The 17,084-nt window shown below is 67.7% G+C and carries 14 protein-coding genes; 10 read left to right on the plus strand and 4 right to left on the minus strand.

The window, feature by feature from the left end; translation table 11 throughout:
- The first annotated feature begins 26 nt into the window (after positions 1-26).
- Positions 27-488, plus strand: coding sequence for a peptidoglycan-binding protein LysM (gene lysM, locus ACJ7Z0_RS14205; RefSeq protein ID WP_431126835.1), 462 nt, complete (start codon positions 27-29; stop codon positions 486-488).
- Between the two features lie 52 nt (positions 489-540).
- Here the strand turns inward: lysM and ACJ7Z0_RS14210 are convergent, their stop codons facing one another.
- Complete coding sequence (locus ACJ7Z0_RS14210) at positions 541-951, minus strand: rhodanese-like domain-containing protein (RefSeq protein ID WP_434790341.1); 411 nt, start codon at positions 949-951, stop codon at positions 541-543.
- A gap of 218 nt (positions 952-1,169) precedes the next feature.
- Between ACJ7Z0_RS14210 and ACJ7Z0_RS14215 the strand changes: the two genes are divergently transcribed.
- The 3 genes from ACJ7Z0_RS14215 to ACJ7Z0_RS14225 all read left to right on the plus strand — a co-directional run bounded on the left by ACJ7Z0_RS14215 (position 1,170) and on the right by ACJ7Z0_RS14225 (position 4,956).
- Positions 1,170-2,285, plus strand: coding sequence for a TRAP transporter substrate-binding protein (locus ACJ7Z0_RS14215; RefSeq protein ID WP_434790342.1), 1,116 nt, complete (start codon positions 1,170-1,172; stop codon positions 2,283-2,285).
- Positions 2,286-2,374: 89 nt separating this feature from the next.
- Entirely contained in the window at positions 2,375-2,995 is a 621-nt protein-coding gene (locus ACJ7Z0_RS14220; protein WP_431126829.1) for a TRAP transporter small permease subunit, read from the plus strand.
- Positions 2,992-4,956 (plus strand): TRAP transporter large permease, encoded by a 1,965-nt coding sequence (locus ACJ7Z0_RS14225; RefSeq protein WP_434790343.1) that lies wholly within the window; start codon positions 2,992-2,994, stop codon positions 4,954-4,956. The genes ACJ7Z0_RS14220 and ACJ7Z0_RS14225 overlap by 4 nt, the downstream gene beginning before the upstream one ends.
- A 13-nt stretch (positions 4,957-4,969) precedes the next feature.
- Here the strand turns inward: ACJ7Z0_RS14225 and ACJ7Z0_RS14230 are convergent, their stop codons facing one another.
- Complete coding sequence (locus tag ACJ7Z0_RS14230) at positions 4,970-7,036, minus strand: PEP/pyruvate-binding domain-containing protein (protein WP_434790344.1); 2,067 nt, start codon at positions 7,034-7,036, stop codon at positions 4,970-4,972.
- Positions 7,037-7,174: 138 nt separating this feature from the next.
- Between ACJ7Z0_RS14230 and ACJ7Z0_RS14235 the strand changes: the two genes are divergently transcribed.
- Together ACJ7Z0_RS14235 and gorA are read left to right on the plus strand one after the other, a co-directional pair.
- Positions 7,175-9,169 carry a DUF6600 domain-containing protein gene (locus ACJ7Z0_RS14235; protein WP_434790345.1) on the plus strand — a complete coding sequence of 665 codons (1,995 nt, stop codon included), beginning with the start codon at positions 7,175-7,177 and terminating at the stop codon, positions 9,167-9,169.
- Between the two features lie 97 nt (positions 9,170-9,266).
- Positions 9,267-10,625 (plus strand): glutathione-disulfide reductase, encoded by a 1,359-nt coding sequence (gorA, locus tag ACJ7Z0_RS14240; RefSeq protein WP_434790346.1) that lies wholly within the window; start codon positions 9,267-9,269, stop codon positions 10,623-10,625.
- Between the two features lie 115 nt (positions 10,626-10,740).
- On the opposite strand, the gene ACJ7Z0_RS14245 is transcribed toward gorA, so the two are convergent.
- On the minus strand, positions 10,741-11,643 hold the full coding sequence (locus ACJ7Z0_RS14245) for a ketopantoate reductase family protein (RefSeq protein WP_434790347.1): 903 nt from the start codon (positions 11,641-11,643) through the stop codon (positions 10,741-10,743).
- A gap of 110 nt (positions 11,644-11,753) precedes the next feature.
- Here ACJ7Z0_RS14245 and ACJ7Z0_RS14250 point away from each other — a divergent pair, with 110 nt between their 5' ends.
- The 4 genes from ACJ7Z0_RS14250 (at position 11,754) to ACJ7Z0_RS14265 (ending at position 16,364) form a co-directional block, all read left to right on the plus strand.
- Positions 11,754-12,770: a DUF1444 domain-containing protein gene (locus ACJ7Z0_RS14250; RefSeq protein WP_434790348.1), complete on the plus strand. Its 1,017-nt coding sequence runs from the start codon at positions 11,754-11,756 to the stop codon at positions 12,768-12,770.
- A 37-nt stretch (positions 12,771-12,807) separates the two neighbouring features.
- Complete coding sequence (locus tag ACJ7Z0_RS14255; RefSeq protein WP_434790349.1) at positions 12,808-13,704, plus strand: hypothetical protein; 897 nt, start codon at positions 12,808-12,810, stop codon at positions 13,702-13,704.
- Positions 13,705-13,735: 31 nt separating this feature from the next.
- On the plus strand, positions 13,736-15,253 hold the full coding sequence (locus tag ACJ7Z0_RS14260; protein ID WP_434790350.1) for an AMP nucleosidase: 1,518 nt from the start codon (positions 13,736-13,738) through the stop codon (positions 15,251-15,253).
- Positions 15,254-15,353: 100 nt separating this feature from the next.
- Entirely contained in the window at positions 15,354-16,364 is a 1,011-nt protein-coding gene (locus tag ACJ7Z0_RS14265; protein ID WP_434790351.1) for a Bug family tripartite tricarboxylate transporter substrate binding protein, read from the plus strand.
- A gap of 9 nt (positions 16,365-16,373) precedes the next feature.
- Here ACJ7Z0_RS14265 and ACJ7Z0_RS14270 read toward each other — a convergent pair whose 3' ends face one another.
- Positions 16,374-17,069, minus strand: a complete 696-nt coding sequence (locus tag ACJ7Z0_RS14270) for an ArsR/SmtB family transcription factor (RefSeq protein ID WP_434790352.1) — start codon at positions 17,067-17,069, stop codon at positions 16,374-16,376.
- Positions 17,070-17,084 lie beyond the last annotated feature (15 nt).

Genomic DNA, 17,084 nt, shown 5'->3' on the forward strand with positions numbered 1-17,084 from the left:
ATCCACCACGGCACAAGGAGATCACCATGGGATTGCTCAGTTTCATCAAGGAAGCCGGTGAAAAACTGTTCGGCGGATCGTCGGCCCAGGCCGCCGAGCCGGACGCCAACACCAAGGCCGCGGCGGCCATCAAGACCTACATCGAGACGCAGAACCTCGGACTCACGGGCCTCGAGGTGACCTACACCGCCAGCAGCGGCCTTGTGACCCTGGCCGGCCAGGCGCCCTCGCAGGAGGCCAGCGAAAAAGCCGCGCTCGCCGCGGGCAACGTGGCCAACGTGACGAGCGTCGACAACAAGCTGGTCGCCCCGGCCGCGCCGCCCGCCCAGTACCACGACGTGGTCAAGGGCGACACGCTCTCGGCCATCTCGAAGAAATACTACGGCGACCCCAACAAGTACAACGCGATCTTCGAGGCGAACAAGCCGATGCTGAGCCACCCGGACAAGATCTATCCGGGCCAGAAGCTGCGCATTCCGGCGCCTTGACCGCCCCGCCCCCATGAAAACGCCCGCCGCGCTTCGGCGGGCGTTTTTCGTTTCAGTTCTGCTTCCAGGGCAGTCCCCGCTTGCGCCAGCCGCCGATCGTGCCGCGGTGCCCCTGGTCGTCGGGGTTGCCCTCGAAGCCTTCGAGAATGTTGTAGGCCTCAAAGCCGAGTTCGGTGGCGCGCTTGGCGGCGGCAATGGAGCGCACGCCGCTGCGGCACAGCAGCACCAGTTTCTGCTTGCCCTCGCCCGCGGCACGGATGCCGTCGTCGAAAGCCGGATTGGGCACCATGCCCGGCCACTGCTTCCAGGCCAGCGCCACGGCGCCGGGCACGTAGCCGACCCATTCGCGCTCGGCATCGCTGCGTATGTCAACCAGCACGGCCTCGCCGCTCGCCATCCACAGCGCCGCCTGTTCGGGCGTCACATCGCCGGCATAGCCCTTTTCCCCAACGGGTTCGGTCATTTCTTTGCGTCCTTTCGATAGACAGGGTAACTACGTGGGACGGCTCCCTTGAGCTTTGCCCCAGCCCCGTCCGGATGATGGAATTTTTCACCAGTTCGTGAAAACCCTGTTTGTCGCATATTGCGCCGAGCCAAAGATGCGGATTGGGCCTGCCGAACATAACTCCAGGAAGGTGGGCAGGATTTCTTCCGGTCAGAACTTGTTTGGAGAGAGACAACATGACAAACAGCAAATCGCCCCGCCGCCGCAGCCTTCTCAAGGGTGCGGCCGTGGCCGCAGGCGCCATGTCGGCGCCGATGGTCAGCATGGCCCAGACCACCTCGCTGCGTTTCCAGAGCACCTGGCCGGCCAAGGACATCTTCCACGAGTACGCGCAAGACTTCGCCAAGAAGGTCAATGACATGGCGGGCACCCGCCTGAAGATCGAAGTCTTGCCGGCGGGCTCGGTGGTGCCCGCCTTCCAGCTGCTCGATGCGGTGGCCAAGGGCACGCTCGACGGCGGCCATGGCGTGGTGGCCTACTGGTATGGCAAGAACTCGGCGCTCGCGCTCTGGGGGTCGGGCCCCGGCTACGGCATGGACGCCAACATGGTGCTGGCCTGGCACAACTACGGCGGCGGCAAGGCGCTGATCGAGGAAATCTACAAGAGCCTGAACCTGGACGTGGTGTCCTACCTCTACGGCCCCATGCCCACGCAACCGCTGGGCTGGTTCAAGAAGCCGGTGGCCCGCGTGGAAGACATGAAGGGCCTCAAGTTCCGCACCGTGGGCCTGGCGGTCGACGTGTTCACCGACATGGGCACGGCCGTGAACCCGCTGCCGGGCGGAGAGATCGTGCCGGCGCTGGACCGCGGCCTCATCGATGCGGCGGAGTTCAACAACGCTTCGAGCGATCGCGTGCTGGGCTTTCCCGACGTGGCGAAGAACTGCATGCTGCAGAGCTTCCACCAGTCGGGCGAGCAGTTCGAGGTCTTGTTCAACAAGGGCAAGCTCGCGGCGCTGCCGGCCGATCTCAAGGCCATCATCGATTACGCGGTGCAAGCCGCCAGTGCCGACATGAGCTGGAAGGCCATCCAGCGCAATTCGCAGGACTACATCGAGCTCAAGAAGGCCGGCATCAAGTTCTACAAGACGCCCGACGCGATCCTGCGCGCGCAGCTTGCATCGTGGGACAAGACCGTTGCCAAGAAGGCGGCCGAGAACCCGATGTTCAAGAAGGTGCTCGACTCGCAGAAGGCTTTCGCAGAACGCGCCGGCCAGTGGCACAACGACTACACGGTCGATTTCAAGATGGCCTACAACCACTACTTCGGTCCGCAGGCCAAGAAGAGCTGAAACCGACCCGATGACCCGAGGGCACCCCAGCGGTGCCCTCTTTTCACGGCTGCCCATGCTGCGCCGGCCGCGGCGAGGAGTTCTCTTCGATGCAATCTTTCCTGTTGGCCGTCGATCGCTTTTCGACCTGGATCGGCAAGACCTTCGCGTGGTGCGCGCTGCTGCTCACGCTGCTGATCAGCTGGGAGGTGTTCTCGCGCTACGTGCTGAACCACCCGCATGCGTGGGTGCTCGACGCGCAGATCATGCTGTACGGCGCCATGTTCATGACCGCCGGCGCCTACACGCTGTCGAAGAACGGCCACGTGCGCGGCGACGTGCTCTACGGGTTCTTCCGCCCGCGCACGCAGGCGCTGGTGGACCTGGTGCTCTACATCGTCTTCTTCCTGCCGGGCATCGTGGCGCTCACCTGGGCTGGCTGGATCTACGCGGGCGAGTCGCTCGCCATACGCGAGCAGACCTTCTCGGCCGAGCCGCTGCCGCTGTATCCGTTCAAGTTCATCATTCCGCTCGCCGGCTTCACGCTGCTGCTGCAGGGCGTGGTCGAGATCATCCGCTGCGTGCAGTGCATCCAGACCGGCGCCTGGCCCTCGCGCGAGCAGGACGTGGAAGAAGTCGACGTCGAGAAGCTCAAGGAGATGGTCAACGTCAAGGACGAGGACATTGCCGCGCTCGACCGCGTGGTGGCTGCCAAGGAGGCCGCGCGATGATCCGCCGCGAACTCTGGTTCGGCCTCTCGTTCATGGCGCTGATCGTGATCGGCGCTGCGGCGGTGCTCGTGAGCGCCGACACCATCACCAACGGCCACCTGGGCCTCTTGATGCTCTCGCTGGTGGTGGTGGCCATCATGCTGGGCTTTCCCACGGCGTTCACGCTGATGGGCATGGGCATGCTCTTCACCTGGCTGGCCTATGACCGCGACTGGCACCGCACGCTCGACCTGATGGTGCAGGCAGCCTACAAGACCATGGCCAACGACGTGCTCATTGCGGTGCCGCTGTTCGTCTTCATGGGCTACCTGGTGGAGCGCGCGAACCTCATCGAGTCGCTGTTCAAGAGCCTGCATCTGGCGCTCGCGCGGCTGCCGGGCGCGCTGGCCGTGGCCACGCTGGTCACCTGCACCATCTTTGCCACCGCCACAGGCATCGTCGGCGCGGTGGTCACACTGATGGGCCTGCTGGCCTTGCCGGCGATGCTGCGCGGGGGCTACAGCGTGCCGCTGGCCGCGGGTGCGATCACGGCGGGGGGCTGCCTGGGCATCCTGATCCCGCCTTCGGTGCTGCTGATCGTTTACGGCGCAACGGCCGGCGTTTCGGTGGTGCAGCTGTATGCGGGCGCCTTTTTTCCGGGGCTGATGCTCGCTTCGCTCTACGTGGTGTACGTGATCATCGTCGCCCGCCTGAAGCCGCAATGGGCGCCGCCGCTGTCGCAGGCCGAACGCGTGGTGCCGCTGTCGCCAATGTCGCAGCGGCTGGCCGAAAGCCCCGCCGCGCACGCGGTGGTCGGGCTGCTGAAGGGCCGTCGCAACGCGGGCGTGCCGTTCTCCCACGTGCTGCGGCAGTTGGGCATCGTCGCGATGCCCGGCGTGATCTTTCTCTTGCTCGCCGGCTACAGCTACAAGGCCGTGACCACGGTCGAGGCACAGGCGCGCTACGACATCGAGGAGATCGGCGCCACGCGCAGCGGCCCCGCGGAGGGCGCGGGCGGACTGCAGGAGCCCCCCTCTACAGGCGGGCTGCAGGAACCACCGTCGGCAGGCGGCTTGCAGGAGCCGCCTTCGGGGGAGGCGCCTTCCTCCGGTCCGCTGGCGGAACCGCCGGGCGCATCCACCGCGCCGGCCGAAGCAGCCTCCGCGGCGCAACCACCCGCCGCAAGCCCGGCCGCGGCCGCAACCGCGCCAGAAGGCGCCTCGGTACGTCCGGCACCCAGCTGGTGGTGGGTCACCTTCGCCATCTTCGGCGCGCTGGTGACGCTGTTCTATCTGTTCCTGAGCTTCGCACGGCTCGAGATCTTCAAGATGCTGCTGGCCTCGTTCTTCCCGCTGGTGCTGCTGATCCTTTCGGTGCTCGGCTCGATCGTGCTGGGCCTGGCCACCCCTACCGAGGCGGCCGCGATGGGCGCGCTCGGCGGCATGCTGCTGGCCGCGGCCTACCGCCGGCTCAATCTGTCGGTGCTCAAGGAGTCGGTGTTCCTCACCGCCAAGACCTCGGCCATGGTGTGCTGGCTCTTCGTCGGTTCGGCCATCTTCTCGGCCGCATTCGCGCTGCTCGGCGGGCAGGCGCTGGTGGAGGAGTGGGTGCTGGGCATGAACCTCACGAAGGTGCAGTTCCTGGTGCTGAGCCAGGTCATCATCTTCCTCCTGGGCTGGCCGCTGGAGTGGACCGAGATCATCGTGATCTTCATGCCGATCTTCATTCCGCTGCTCGACAACTTCGGCGTCGATCCGCTGTTCTTCGGCCTGCTGGTTGCGATGAACCTGCAGACGGCGTTCCTGAGCCCGCCGGTGGCCATGGCGGCGTTCTATCTGAAGGGCGTGAGCCCGCCGCACGTGACGCTGAACCAGATCTTCCTGGGCATGCTGCCCTTCATGGGCATCCAGGTGCTGGCCATCGTGCTGCTCTACATCTGGCCGCAAATCGGGCTCTGGCTGCCGCAGCTGCTCTACAAGTAGCCAACCGGCCAGCTCAGCGGCGCCGCTCCACGTAGGGGCGCGCCTGCAGCAGCACGATGCGGTCGCCCACCGTCGCCCATTCGATGTCCTGGTCGAGGCCGCCGAACGAGCGCTTCACGGCCGCACCGACGCTCGCAAGGCGCAGCACCAGTTCGTCCGTCAGCACGTTGCGGCCAAGCTCCACCGGCACTTCCTTCACGCCGCCGTCCTTGTCGAGCTGCAGCGCCGTCTCCTCGGCCGAGCGGCTCAGCACCTGGATCGCCTTCGACCAGCTCGAATACATCACCTGCTCGGCCACGCGCTGGCCCTCGACCACGCGGATGCCGATGCCGCGCTTGGCCGAGATGTAGGTGACGTGCGGATGCCCGGCGTCGAAGGGGTCGCGCGTGATCATCACGCCGGCGTTGGTCGAATCGATGGCGGTCTGCACGAACACGCCCATCAGCACCGACTCGGCGCCGAAGCCCGCGGCGCTGCGCGCCTCCCAGGCCTCGGGGTTGAAGACCGAGGCCCAGACCTTCTTCACCGCGAGCTCGAGCGCGTCGCCGGTCTTGACGTTGGGCATCGTCGTGTAGAGCCCCGCGCCGCTGAAGCCGGGCAGGTCTTCGGAGTTGGACGAGCTGCGCACGAACACGCCACCGCCGCCCAGCTGCGATTGCCATGCGGCGCGCCACGACGCCGCGGTGGCGGGATCGACCGGCCATTTGACGATCTCGTCGCGCAGTTGCGCCAGCGCCTTCTGCCTGGTCTGCGGGTCGCCCGCAAACCCGGGCTGCTGCTGCATGCGCGCGATGCGGTCGGCGAGGCCATTGGCGCGCATGAAGCGGTCGTAGTGCGCAAAGGGAATGCAGAAACCGTCGGGCACCGTGGTGGAGGGAATGCGCGCGGCCAGCACGGCGCCCAGATTGGCGGCCTTGGAACCGCACTGCGCGCTGTTGCGCGCGCGCAGCGAGGAAAGCGGCAGCAGACGGGTTTCGCGCAGGTCGGGCCTGGCGGCTTTCGCGCTGCCGGGCACCGCGCCGATGGCCGCGGTGCGCACGTTGCGCGGCGGCAGCGCGGCAACCTCGTCGGGCGTGAGGCGGCGCACCTGGTAGCCCGAGGCCGCGACCTTGAGCGCCACCCACTGGCCCGCATGCTCGCGCAGCACGGATGCGGCATCGCGCACATAGGCATTGGGAATGCCCCACCCCTTGGCCAGCAGGTTGACGTGCGAGAGCGCGGTCGACAGCCGCTCGGTCAGCACGCCGGCCACGGGCGGCAGGTTGATCGGCACCTGGCGCAGCACGGCGATGTCGTCGGGCAACAGCGCATTCAATGCGTTCGCGCCCGAGGCCTCGTCCACGATCCGGACGCGGCCCGTGGCCGTGCCCAGATTCATCGGCATGTAGGGCTGTTCGCGGATCAGCGCTTCCTGGCTGACGAAGTCGATGCCGGCTTCCTTGGCGACCCGATCGTGCAGCGTCGAGTTGGTCTTGAACTTGACGGGCGCGAAGAAACTGGCTTTCGCCTCTGCGTCCGCCTGGCGCAGCAGCGCAGGGGTGAGCTGGTCGCCCTCCCAGAACTCGTAGGTGAAGCTGCCGATGTTCTGCTGCCAGCTCAGCGTGCCGAACAGGAAGCGGCGATCGGGCACGAGGTAGTTGCGGTCGATCTCGCGCTTGCCCGCGCTCGGCGCAAGCCCGGTGTCCCGCACGAAGCGAACGTGCAACTGGTAGCGCGGCGTGTCGATGTAATAGGTGCGCACCGGCCTGGCCTGGCGATCGACCGCGAACAGCACGTGGGCCAGCTGCATCGGCGTGCCGGCGTCGTAGATGCGCGCCAGGCTGTCGAAATCGCCCCGGCTGCGCAGCGCGGGCAGCGACGCAGGTGCCGCCACGCGCTTTGCGGGCTGCCCGGCCGCGCCTTCGGGAGCGGCCGTGTTGTTCTGCTGCTGATAGTAGGAAGGCTTGCGCGCCAGCTGGGCTTGCGCCGGCAGGATGGCGACGGCCATGGCGCCCAGCGCCAGCGTCGCGAGCCAGCGCGGCTTGCTCTTGTTTCGGTAGCGTGGTTGGCCCGATGCGCCTTGATATTTGTCGTTTTTCATGCAGGGTCCCTCATTACAAGCGGTTGCCGAATGTGCGTGCGCTTCACCAAGCAGGGGGCTTGCGCTGACAGCGGCAGCGGATTCTCGCGCGTTACATATGCATTGCTTTCATCCGGTCCCGCGAACCAGAGACAAACCATGAAACGCCCCGCTCTTTCCATCCTTCCTCCCCGGCCGCTGCACCGGTGGCTGCTCGGACTGGCGCTGCTGTGCCTCGGCGCGGCGGCCAGCGCACAACAAGACCCGCCGGGCCGCGTGGCCCGCCTGAACCTGCACGAGGGCGCGGTGAGCTTCGCGCCGGCCGGCGAAGACAGCTGGTACGACGCGCAGCCCAATCGACCCATCACCACCGGCGACCGGCTCTGGACCGACCGCAATGCGCGCGCCGAAGTGCACATCGGCTCGTCGACGCTGCGGATGGACGGCCAGACGCACGTCGAGTTCTCCGAGCTGGACGACGACACCGTGCGCCTCACCGCGAACCAGGGCAACCTGCAATTGCGCGTGCGCGACGACCTCTCGGGCCAGCGCGTCGAGATCGACACCGGCAACCTTGCCGTGGTGATCGACGCACCCGGCGAATACCGCATTGCGGCCGACCCGGCCGCCGACACCACGTGGATCGCGGTGGCCTCTGGCCGCGTCACGCTCCATGGCGAGAACGGCGAATCGCAATCGCTGGGCGCGCGGCAGCAGATCACGGTCGGTGGCCGCAACCTGGCCGCGGTGGGCGGTGCGCCGGCGCAGAACGGCAGCTTCGATGCCTGGGTGGCGGAGCGCAACCGCATCGAGGACCAGTCGATTTCCGCGCGCTACGTGTCGCGCGAAGTCGTCGGCTACCAGCAGCTCGACATGTATGGCGACTGGCAAAGCGACCCCACGTACGGCGACGTCTGGTTTCCGCGCAACGTGGACGCCGACTGGGCGCCCTACCGCGACGGCCAGTGGGTGAACATCGCGCCCTGGGGCCTGACCTGGGTCGATGCCGCGCCATGGGGCTTTGCGCCTTTCCACTATGGCCGCTGGGCCCGCGTGGGCCCGCGCTGGGCTTGGGTGCCGGGGCGCACGACCACGCGGCCCGTGTATTCGCCCGCACTGGTCGGCTTTGTAGGCGGCGGCGCGAACGCCACCCTGCAGATCGGCGACGGCCGCAGCGGCGTGGGCTGGTTCCCGCTGGCGCCCGGCGAGCCATGGCGGCCCGCCTATCGCGCGAGCCCGCGCTACGTGGACCAGGTGAACCGCATGGCCGCCTACCGGAACCGGCAGGCCGAGCTGCGCAACGACTTCTATGCCAACCAGCGGATGCCGGGCGCTGTGACCGTGCTGCCGGCCGACCGCTTCGGCCGCGGCCCCTTCGGCCGGCGCGACCTGGTGCGTGTGCCGGACGACCGCTTTGCGCGCGTGCCGGTGGTGCCAGCGCCGGGCGTGCCCGTGCACGGCTTCGGCAGCGGCTTCGGCCGGCCCGCGGCCGTGCTGCCGCCGCCGACCCCGCCGATGCTGCGCCAACAGCAGGAACAGCAATACGAACAGGCGCGGCAGGCCCGGCAGATGCAGCAGGCGCAGCAGCGCGCATTGCAGGGTCAACCGTCCCAGCAGCTGCAGCAACGGCAGCAAATGGAATGGCAGCGCGAGCAGGGCTTGCGCCAGCAGCAGCAACAGGAGTGGCCGCAGCGCGGCGCCCAGGAGCAGCAGTGGCAAAACAGGCGACAGCCGCAAGAGCACCAGCAGATGCAACTGCAGCAACAGCAACAGGCACAGCGGCAACAGCAGGAGATGCAGCAGCGTGCGGCAGCCCAGGCACAGGCACAGGCACAGGCACAGGCGCAAGCCCAGCAGCAGTTGCAGCAGCAACAGCGCGCGGCGCAGCAGCAGGCCCTGGCTCAGCAACAGATGCTGCGCCAGCAGCAAGAGGCGCAGCAACGCGCAGCCCAGGCTCAGCAGCAGCTCCAGGCACAACAGCAGGCTCAACGCCAGGCCCAGGAAGCACAGGTGCGCGCGATACAGCAGCAACGCGGTTTTGCGCCGCCACCTCAAGCCCAACAGCCCCAGGTCCAGCCCCACCCCCCGGCCCAACCGGGCCAACGCCCCGGCGACGACCGTCGCCGGCTCGTGACCTCTCCCGACCAGCGCTGAACGGCGGGCGCGCGGCGCTGCATCGCACCGCGCGCAGGCCCCGCCAGCACCGACGCCTCCTTGGCGGCTACAGTCGCCGCCAAGGAGCGTCTTTTCCATGCCCACATTCGACTTCGATCTTTTCGTCATCGGCGGCGGCAGCGGCGGTGTTCGCGCCGCGCGCATGGCGGCGCAGCAAGGCGCGCGCGTGGGCTTGGCCGAGGCGGCCGAACTCGGCGGCACCTGCGTCAACGTGGGCTGCATTCCAAAGAAGCTCTACAGCTACGCAGCCGGCTATGCCGAATCCTTCGAGGAATCCGCCGGCTACGGCTGGAAGCTGCCCGAAGCGCCGCAGTTCGACTGGGCCTACCTCAAGACCCAGCGCGCCAAGGAAATCGCTCGGCTCAACGGCGTGTATGCCTCGCTGCTGAAGAATTCCGGCGTCACCCTCGTCACGGGCTGGGCGCAGCTGGCCGACGGCCACACGGTCGAAATCGACGGCAAGCGCCACACGGCCCGCCATCTGCTGGTGGCCACCGGCGGCACGCCCTACGTGCCGGAGATTCCGGGACGCGAGCACATCGTGACCTCCGACGCGATGTTCGATCTCAGCCCTTTTCCGAAACGCCTGCTGGTGGTGGGCGGCGGCTACATCGCCTGCGAGTTCGCGTCGATCTTCAACGGCCTGGGCGCCAAGGTGACGCAGCTGCATCGCCGCGCGCATCTGCTCACCGGTTTCGACGACGACGTGCGGCAGTTCGTGGCGCACGAAATGGGCAAGGCGGGCGTCGACGTGCGGCTCAACATCGAAGCCACGTCGATCGCGCGCGGCCCGCACGGGCTCGTCGTCACGCTGGCGCGCGGGCAGCAGATCGACGCCGACACGGTGCTCTTTGCCACCGGCCGCGTGCCCAACACGCAGGGCCTCGGCCTGGAGGCCGCGGGCGTGGCGCTCGACGAGCGCGGCGCGATCGCAGTCGATGCGCACTACCGCAGTTCGGTGCCGTCGATCTATGCGGTGGGCGACGTTTCCACCCGCGTGCAGCTCACGCCCGTGGCGCTGGCCGAGGCGATGGTGGTGGTCGATGCCCTGTTCGGCCAAGGCAAGCGCGCCCTCGACTACGAATACATTCCGACCGCGGTTTTCACGCACCCGAACATCGGCACCTGCGGCTACACCGAGATCGACGCGCGCGCCAGGTTCGGCGAGGTCACGGTGTTCTCGAGCGAATTCAAGTCGCTGCGCCACACGCTTTCTGGACGCGGCGAGCGCACCTTCATGAAGCTGGTGGTGCAGAAGGCCACCGACCGCGTGGTCGGCCTGCACATGGTGGGCGCCGATGCGGGCGAGATCGTGCAGGGCTTTGCCGTGGCGATGCGCGCGGGCGCAACCAAGGCGCTGTTCGACAGCACCGTGGGCATCCACCCAACTGCGGCCGAAGAGTTCGTGACGATGCGCGAACCAATGCCAGGCTAGAGGAAGGGCTCGCCCCCAGTCTTCGCGCACTTCGTGTCGCTACGCCAACCCCCTACCGGGGGCAACACCAGCGGCCCGGCAAAGCCGGTTCCGCGGTGTTTCGCGAATGGGCCCCTCAACAAGACCGCGGCTTGCTTTCGAGCAGCTTCACCAGCGTGAACAGCACGCGGTTGGCGGGCGTGCGCACGCCGAGCGCCTCGCCGCGCCGCACGACGAAGCCGTTGAGGTGATCGATTTCGCTCGGCTTGCCGCGTGCGAGGTCCTGTGCGGTCGATGAGTATTGCGAGGGCATCGTCTGCGCAATGCCGCGCACGGCGGCGTCGGTGTCGCCGGGTATGGCGACGCCTTCGGCTTTGGCGACGGCAAGGCATTCGGCCACCACGTCGCGGATGACCTCGGCCACGCCCTGGCCCTTCACCACCTCGCCATAGGGCAGTTGGGTGATGGCCGATAGCGCGTTGTAGGCGCAGTTCAGCACCAGCTTGGCCCAGAGCGAGCCGCGCACGTTGTCAGAGATTTGCGTCGGCACGCCGGCCGCGGCCAGGTGTTGCGCCACCTGCTCGCTGCTGCGTGAAGGCGCAATCACCAGTTCGCCGCGGCCATGGTGCTTCACGTGGCCCGGCCCCGCCATCTCGGTGGCCACGTAGACCACGGCGGCGGCCACGTCGTTGGACGGCAGCACCGAGCGCACGCGCTCGTCGTTGTCGACCCCGTTCTGCAAGGTGAGCACCAGTGCATCGGGCGAGAGATGCGGCTTGATCTGCGCCGCGGCCGATTCGGTGTCGGTGGACTTCACGCAGAACAGCACCAGGTGGGCGCCCTGCACCGCATTCGCTTCCGTGCTTGCCCCGAGCTTCACCTGCTCGTCGAAAGCCTTCGTCTCCAGCCGCAGCCCGTTGGCGCGCACGGCCTCCACATGCGAGGGCCGCCCGATCAGCACCACCTCGTGGCCCGCGCGCGCCAGCATGGCGCCGTAGTAGCAGCCGACTGCACCGGCGCCCATGACTGCGACTTTCATTGCTTCACCTTTCGCGGTTGTTGATGGAATCTGTCCAGGTTAACGGTTTGAAGCCGGGCACAATGCGCGCGGCCCGCCGTCTCCAACCCCACTACCCCAGAGTTTCCGCCATGCCCGTTTCCGCCCTTCGTCTGCGCGAAAACCTGTCTGTCGCGTTCCAGCGCGGCAAGACAAGCGAGCAGCGCATCGAGCAACTGGGTGCGCCGGCCGTCGAAGGCGACGACCCACCGGCGGTTTACGACTACCTGGGCGACATGCAGCTGCGCTTCATGTTCACGGCGTCAGACGGCACCAATGCGGTCGCCAAAGAGTCCGACCTGCAACGCCTGAACCTCACACCTCAACTCGCGATGACGCAGGTCACCGTGAACTCGCGCCGTGCGCGCGGAGCGCCCAAGCATGGGCTGTTCGGCCAGGGCGTCTATCAGTTCACGGGCCGTGGCGACGCGGACACCGACGCCAGCTACCTGCTGGATCGCGGCTTCTGGCGCACCCAGCTGCAGGCCTTTCCCAAGGGCGTGGTCGCGGCGATACCGCGGCGCGGCAGCCTGTTCTTCGCGGATGCCGGCGACAGCGCCGCGACCGAAGAACTCGCGCGCATGGCTGCACGCCTGCACCATGCGGCGGGCGAGCATCGGGTGTCCAATTTTTTGTACATCTTCGGCGCGCGCGGCTGGGAAGTCCTTGGCACCCTGCCCGCCGAGGCGCCTGCGCCCACCTCCGCCGCGGGAGGCCGCACCAGGCCGGCCAGCCGCCAACCGGCCCGCGAATCCGTCGAGCCGTACGACGAACAGGAGCTGTCGCTGTCGCTCGTCGCCAGCGGGCAGAAGACCGTCATCTACTGCCTCATCGCGAATTTCGTGCTGTCGGCCGCCGCGCGGGGAGGATCGCTCCCGCCGCTGGTTGCCTCGGCGCTGTACATCGCCACGGCGGCGGTGAGCCTGTTCGGCATCGTGCGCATCTGCTCCGGGCTGGGCCACGGCACCTCGGGCAAGATCCTGTTCATGGTGCTGGCATTCGTGCCGCTGGTGAACCTGATCGCCCTGGTCTACCTGAGTGCCAAAACCAACCGGTTGCTGCGCGCCGCCGGCTGGCGCGTGGGCCTGCTTGGCGCCAAGGCATCGTGAAGAAGAAAACCGGAGGCCCACGATGAGCGGCAACAGCATGTTCGCAATCCCTGCCAGCCAGCAGGCCGGCCTGTGGCTGAGCTACGCCGTCGTGCTGCTGCTGTTGCCCGTATGCGCAGCGATCGCCGGCGTTGTCGTGGGCGTATCGAACCGGGACCAGTCGCCCGAGGACGGCAGCCTGGTGCGGCAGTTCCTGTTGTTCCTTGCCATCTTCGCGGCCGCGACCTGGGGCATCAGCCGCTTGCCGTCGGTTCAGTCGCGCATCAATCCCGAGGTCAAGGTCCGGGAACAGCTGAGTGCGAACCCCGCATACGAAGCCATCCGGAAATACGCACCGAGCGATGCGGCCAAGGTGCAGGCGGCGCTGGGCAGCGAGGTCGGCAGAGGGGTGAAGCTCGAGGACGCCTTCGTGCGCATTCGCCCCCTGTTCGCGACGCTGGTTCGCGAGCGGCTGGGCTTCGTCGACCAGTCCACGGCCGTGGCATGGGCGCACGTGATGCGCGACACGCTGCAGCAGATGAAGGCGGCCGATCCGCAGAAGTGCGTCCGCACGCTGTACCCTGAGCCAGGCGTGCCGCATCCGTTGTCGGAGCGGGTGCTGAGCGACGCCAGCGCTGCGGCCTTCCTGCAGGCGGTAGCGGATGTATACGCCTCCGCCGACGCTGGCATGCGCCGTGACACGGTTCGCACCGATCCGCAGGTGGATCTTCAGGCGCTCCAGACCGAGTACCGCCTGGTACAGGAACAGACGAAAGGCGAGTTCGGCGACGACGCGGGCCGCACCAAGGACCGCCAGTGGCGCGAAGCGAATCCGGCCGCCTACTGCGACATCGTGCTGCGCAAGATGCAGCTGATGCTGCAGCGCGAACCGGCCCTGGCGGGCTCGCTGCTGCGCCAGTATTTGCGCGGCGACTTTCACGGCGACATCGGCTGATCGGATCGGGCAGGCATTGCACAATGCCGACATGCCCTACATGCCCACCTTCGTCGCCCCCGCCCGCTTCACCGACGCCGCCGCCGCTCTCGAACAGGTCAAGTCCATCTACCAGGCTGGCCTCGCGCATCTGCGGGAGTCGATGCTGCGTTTCGTGGCCGGGGAGGCGCTGCCGGGGCGGGTGCGGGCCTGCTACCCCTTCGTGCGGGTGCACACGCACACCGTGTCGCGCCACACGCCGCCGGCCAACGCGGGGCTGAGCTACGGCTTCGTCGCCGGGCCGGGCCGCTACGAAACCACGCTCACGCGGCCGGATCTTTTCTCGCGCTATTACCTCGACCAGTTCCGCCTGCTGCTCGAAAACCACCAGGTCGACATCGAGGTCGGCACCAGCACGCAGCCGATTCCCATCCACTTCTCGTTTGCCGAGAACGACCACATCGAAGGCACGATGAGCGATGAGCGGCGCGCGCTGATGCGCGACGTGTTCGACCTGCCCGATCTGGGCGTGATGGACGACGGCATTGCCAACGGCACCTACGAGGCGCAGGCCGGCGAGGCGCAGCCGCTCTCGCTCTTCACGGCGGCGCGCGTGGACTACTCGCTGCACCGCCTGCGCCACTACACCGGCACGGCGCCCGAGTGGTTCCAGAATTTCGTGCTGTTCACCAACTACCAGTTCTACATCGACGAGTTCGTGCGCCTCGGGCATGAGGCCATGGCCGACGAAAAAAGCGAGTACGTCGCTTTCATCGAGCCCGGCAACGTGATCACGCGGCGGCGCGGGCTGCCTGCGGGCGCAAGCACCAACTACGGCGGCCTGCTCGACGGCAGCCAGGGCACGGCGCCACCGCGCCTGCCCCAGATGCCGGCCTACCACCTGGTGCGCGAGGACTGCAGCGGCATCAGCATGGTGAACATCGGCGTCGGCCCGGCCAACGCCAAGACCATCACCGACCACATCGCCGTGCTGCGCCCCCACGCCTGGATGATGCTGGGCCACTGCGCGGGGCTTCGCAACGCGCAGCAGCTCGGCGACTACGTGCTGGCCCACGCCTATGTGCGCGAAGACCACGTGCTCGATGAGGAACTGCCGCTGTGGGTGCCGATTCCGGCGCTTTCGGAAATTCAGCTCGCGCTGGAAAAAGCGGTGGCCGACGTCACCCGCTACGAAGGGCCCGACCTGAAGAAGATCATGCGCACGGGCACGGTGGCGAGCACCGACAACCGCAACTGGGAGCTTTTGCCCGGCAACCAGCCGCAGCGGCGCTTCAGCCAGAGCCGGGCGGTGGCGCTCGACATGGAAAGCGCCACCATCGCGGCCAACGGCTTCCGCTTTCGGGTGCCCTACGGCACGCTTTTGTGCGTGAGCGACAAGCCGCTGCACGGCGAGATCAAGCTGCCCGGCATGGCCAACCACTTCTACCGCGAACGCGTGGAGCAGCACCTGCGCATCGGCATGCGGGCCATCGACATCCTTCGCGAACAGGGCTCCACGCGGCTGCACAGCCGCAAGCTGCGGAGCTTCGCGGAGGTCGCTTTTCAGTAATAGTTGGCACTTCCTAGGGTTTTCACCTACTTCCGGGTGTAGGCGGGCGACGCAATTCGCGTGGATCATTCGGTTACCGTTCTCAACAACTGGAAACAAAATGCCTCGTTCGTCGCTCGCGGGCCTTTCGCGCCGCAATTTCAACGCATGGATGGCGGGCGCGGCCGCCGTCGCGGGCGCCGGGCATGCCGCTTTGTGGCCCCGTTCGGCCGGGGCGGCCGAGCCGCAACTCGTCTCCAAGCTGCGCATCGTCATTCCGGCCAACGAAGGCGGCGGCTGGGACCAGACCGGCCGTGCGCTCGGCGCGGCGCTGCTGGCCTCGGGCGCGGCCGGCGAGGTGACCTACGAAAACATCGGCGGCAAGGGCGGCACCATCGGGCTGGCCAAGTACGTCGAAAAATACGATGCCGATCCCGACACGCTGCTGATGAGCGGCATGGTCATGGTCGGCGCGGTGGCACTGCAGAAGCCGGCCGTCACCATGGCGCAGGTCGCGCCCGTCGCGCGCCTCACCAGCGACTACGAAGTGGTGGCGGTGAAAGCCGACTCCCTTATCAAGACACCGAAGGACCTGATCGCCCAGCTGCGCGCCGACGCGGCCAAGACCGTCATCGCCGGCGGCTCGGCGGGTGGCGTGGACCACATGTACGCCGGCATGCTGGCCCGCGTGGCCGGCAACGCCGCGAACCTGGTCTACCAGCCGTACCCCGGCGGCGCCCAGGTGGTGGAGGCACTCATGACCGGCAAGGCCGTTGCGGGAATCTCGGGCTTCAGCGAATTCAGCGAAAGCCTGTCCAGCGGCAAGCTGCGCGCCATCGGCGTGTCGTCGAAGCGGCCGTTTCTGGGCATTCCGTCGGTGCGCGAGCAGGGCGTGGATGCCGACCTCGCCAACTGGCGCGGCGTGCTCACCGGCAAGAAGGTGCCCGCGGACCGCAAGGCCGTGCTGCTCGAAGCCGTGCACCGCGCCACCACCGCCGACGTCTGGCAGAAGACCATCAAGCGCAACAACTGGGATGCGTACTGGATGGCGGGCAAGGATTTCGAGAGCTTCCTCGAGCTGGACCTGGCCATGGCCGGGCCGATGATCTACTTGCTCAAACTGAAGGCCTGAAGACGCTTTTCAGGCGAACAACTCCGGCATCTCGCGCTGCGCCTTGGGCGTGAGCGTCAGTTCGCGCCCGTCGAGCGCCTGCCGCACCCAGCCGCGGCGCAGCGACAGCTGGAGCCAGGCCGCACCGAGCGCGCCGCCCAGGTGCGGACGGCGCTCGCTCCAGTCGAGGCAGGCACAGGCAAAGCGCCGCCGCGATCGGCGCACCGCGTCGATCTCGACACCCAGGCTCTCCAGCGCGATGGCGCCTTCGGCCGTGAGCTCGTACGACCCGCTCTGCAGTCCGCTGAGCCAGCCCTGCGCATGCAGCCGATCGTGCAGCGCGACACCGGCCGTGCCCGCCATGTGGTCGTAGCAGGTGCGCGCGGTGCGCAGCCGGCTTGGGGTGCTCGGCTTGAACTCGGCCGCGCGCGGCGCGCCGGCCACCACCATGAGGCTCTCGAGCGCGGCCGCGACGTTGTCGCCGGCCAGGCGGAAATAGCGATGTTTGCCTTGCACCAGCAACTCGACCAGCCGCTCTTCCTTCAGGCGCGCGAGATGCGCACTGGCGGTGGAGGCGGCCACCTCGGCGACGGCGGCAAGCTCGGTGGCGGTGCGCGCGTGGCCGTCCATCAGGCAACTCAGCATGCGGGCGCGCGCGGGCTCGGCAATGGCGCCGGCCAGGCGGGCCAGCTGGAGATCGGCGTTCGATGAAGAGGACGTGTCCATGCGCCGATCCTAAGG

This window comes from Variovorax palleresanus (assembly GCF_051144945.1).
GTDB classification, from domain to species: Bacteria; Pseudomonadota; Gammaproteobacteria; order Burkholderiales; family Burkholderiaceae_C; genus Variovorax; species Variovorax paradoxus_S.

Excerpts from the sequence above, each read along its gene's own strand:
- ACJ7Z0_RS14255 (WP_434790349.1), top strand. The coding sequence starts at position 12,808 with ATGTTCGCAATCCCTGCCAGCCAGCAGGCCGGCCTGTGGCTGAGCTAC.
- lysM (WP_431126835.1), top strand. The coding sequence starts at position 27 with ATGGGATTGCTCAGTTTCATCAAGGAAGCCGGTGAAAAACTGTTCGGC.
- ACJ7Z0_RS14270 (WP_434790352.1), bottom strand. The coding sequence starts at position 17,069 with ATGGACACGTCCTCTTCATCGAACGCCGATCTCCAGCTGGCCCGCCTG.
- ACJ7Z0_RS14210 (WP_434790341.1), bottom strand. The coding sequence starts at position 951 with ATGACCGAACCCGTTGGGGAAAAGGGCTATGCCGGCGATGTGACGCCC.
- ACJ7Z0_RS14230 (WP_434790344.1), bottom strand. The coding sequence starts at position 7,036 with ATGAAAAACGACAAATATCAAGGCGCATCGGGCCAACCACGCTACCGA.
- ACJ7Z0_RS14220 (WP_431126829.1), top strand. The coding sequence starts at position 2,375 with ATGCAATCTTTCCTGTTGGCCGTCGATCGCTTTTCGACCTGGATCGGC.
- gorA (WP_434790346.1), top strand. The coding sequence starts at position 9,267 with ATGCCCACATTCGACTTCGATCTTTTCGTCATCGGCGGCGGCAGCGGC.
- ACJ7Z0_RS14235 (WP_434790345.1), top strand. The coding sequence starts at position 7,175 with ATGAAACGCCCCGCTCTTTCCATCCTTCCTCCCCGGCCGCTGCACCGG.
- ACJ7Z0_RS14225 (WP_434790343.1), top strand. The coding sequence starts at position 2,992 with ATGATCCGCCGCGAACTCTGGTTCGGCCTCTCGTTCATGGCGCTGATC.
- ACJ7Z0_RS14265 (WP_434790351.1), top strand. The coding sequence starts at position 15,354 with ATGCCTCGTTCGTCGCTCGCGGGCCTTTCGCGCCGCAATTTCAACGCA.
- ACJ7Z0_RS14260 (WP_434790350.1), top strand. The coding sequence starts at position 13,736 with ATGCCCTACATGCCCACCTTCGTCGCCCCCGCCCGCTTCACCGACGCC.
- ACJ7Z0_RS14250 (WP_434790348.1), top strand. The coding sequence starts at position 11,754 with ATGCCCGTTTCCGCCCTTCGTCTGCGCGAAAACCTGTCTGTCGCGTTC.
- ACJ7Z0_RS14245 (WP_434790347.1), bottom strand. The coding sequence starts at position 11,643 with ATGAAAGTCGCAGTCATGGGCGCCGGTGCAGTCGGCTGCTACTACGGC.
- ACJ7Z0_RS14215 (WP_434790342.1), top strand. The coding sequence starts at position 1,170 with ATGACAAACAGCAAATCGCCCCGCCGCCGCAGCCTTCTCAAGGGTGCG.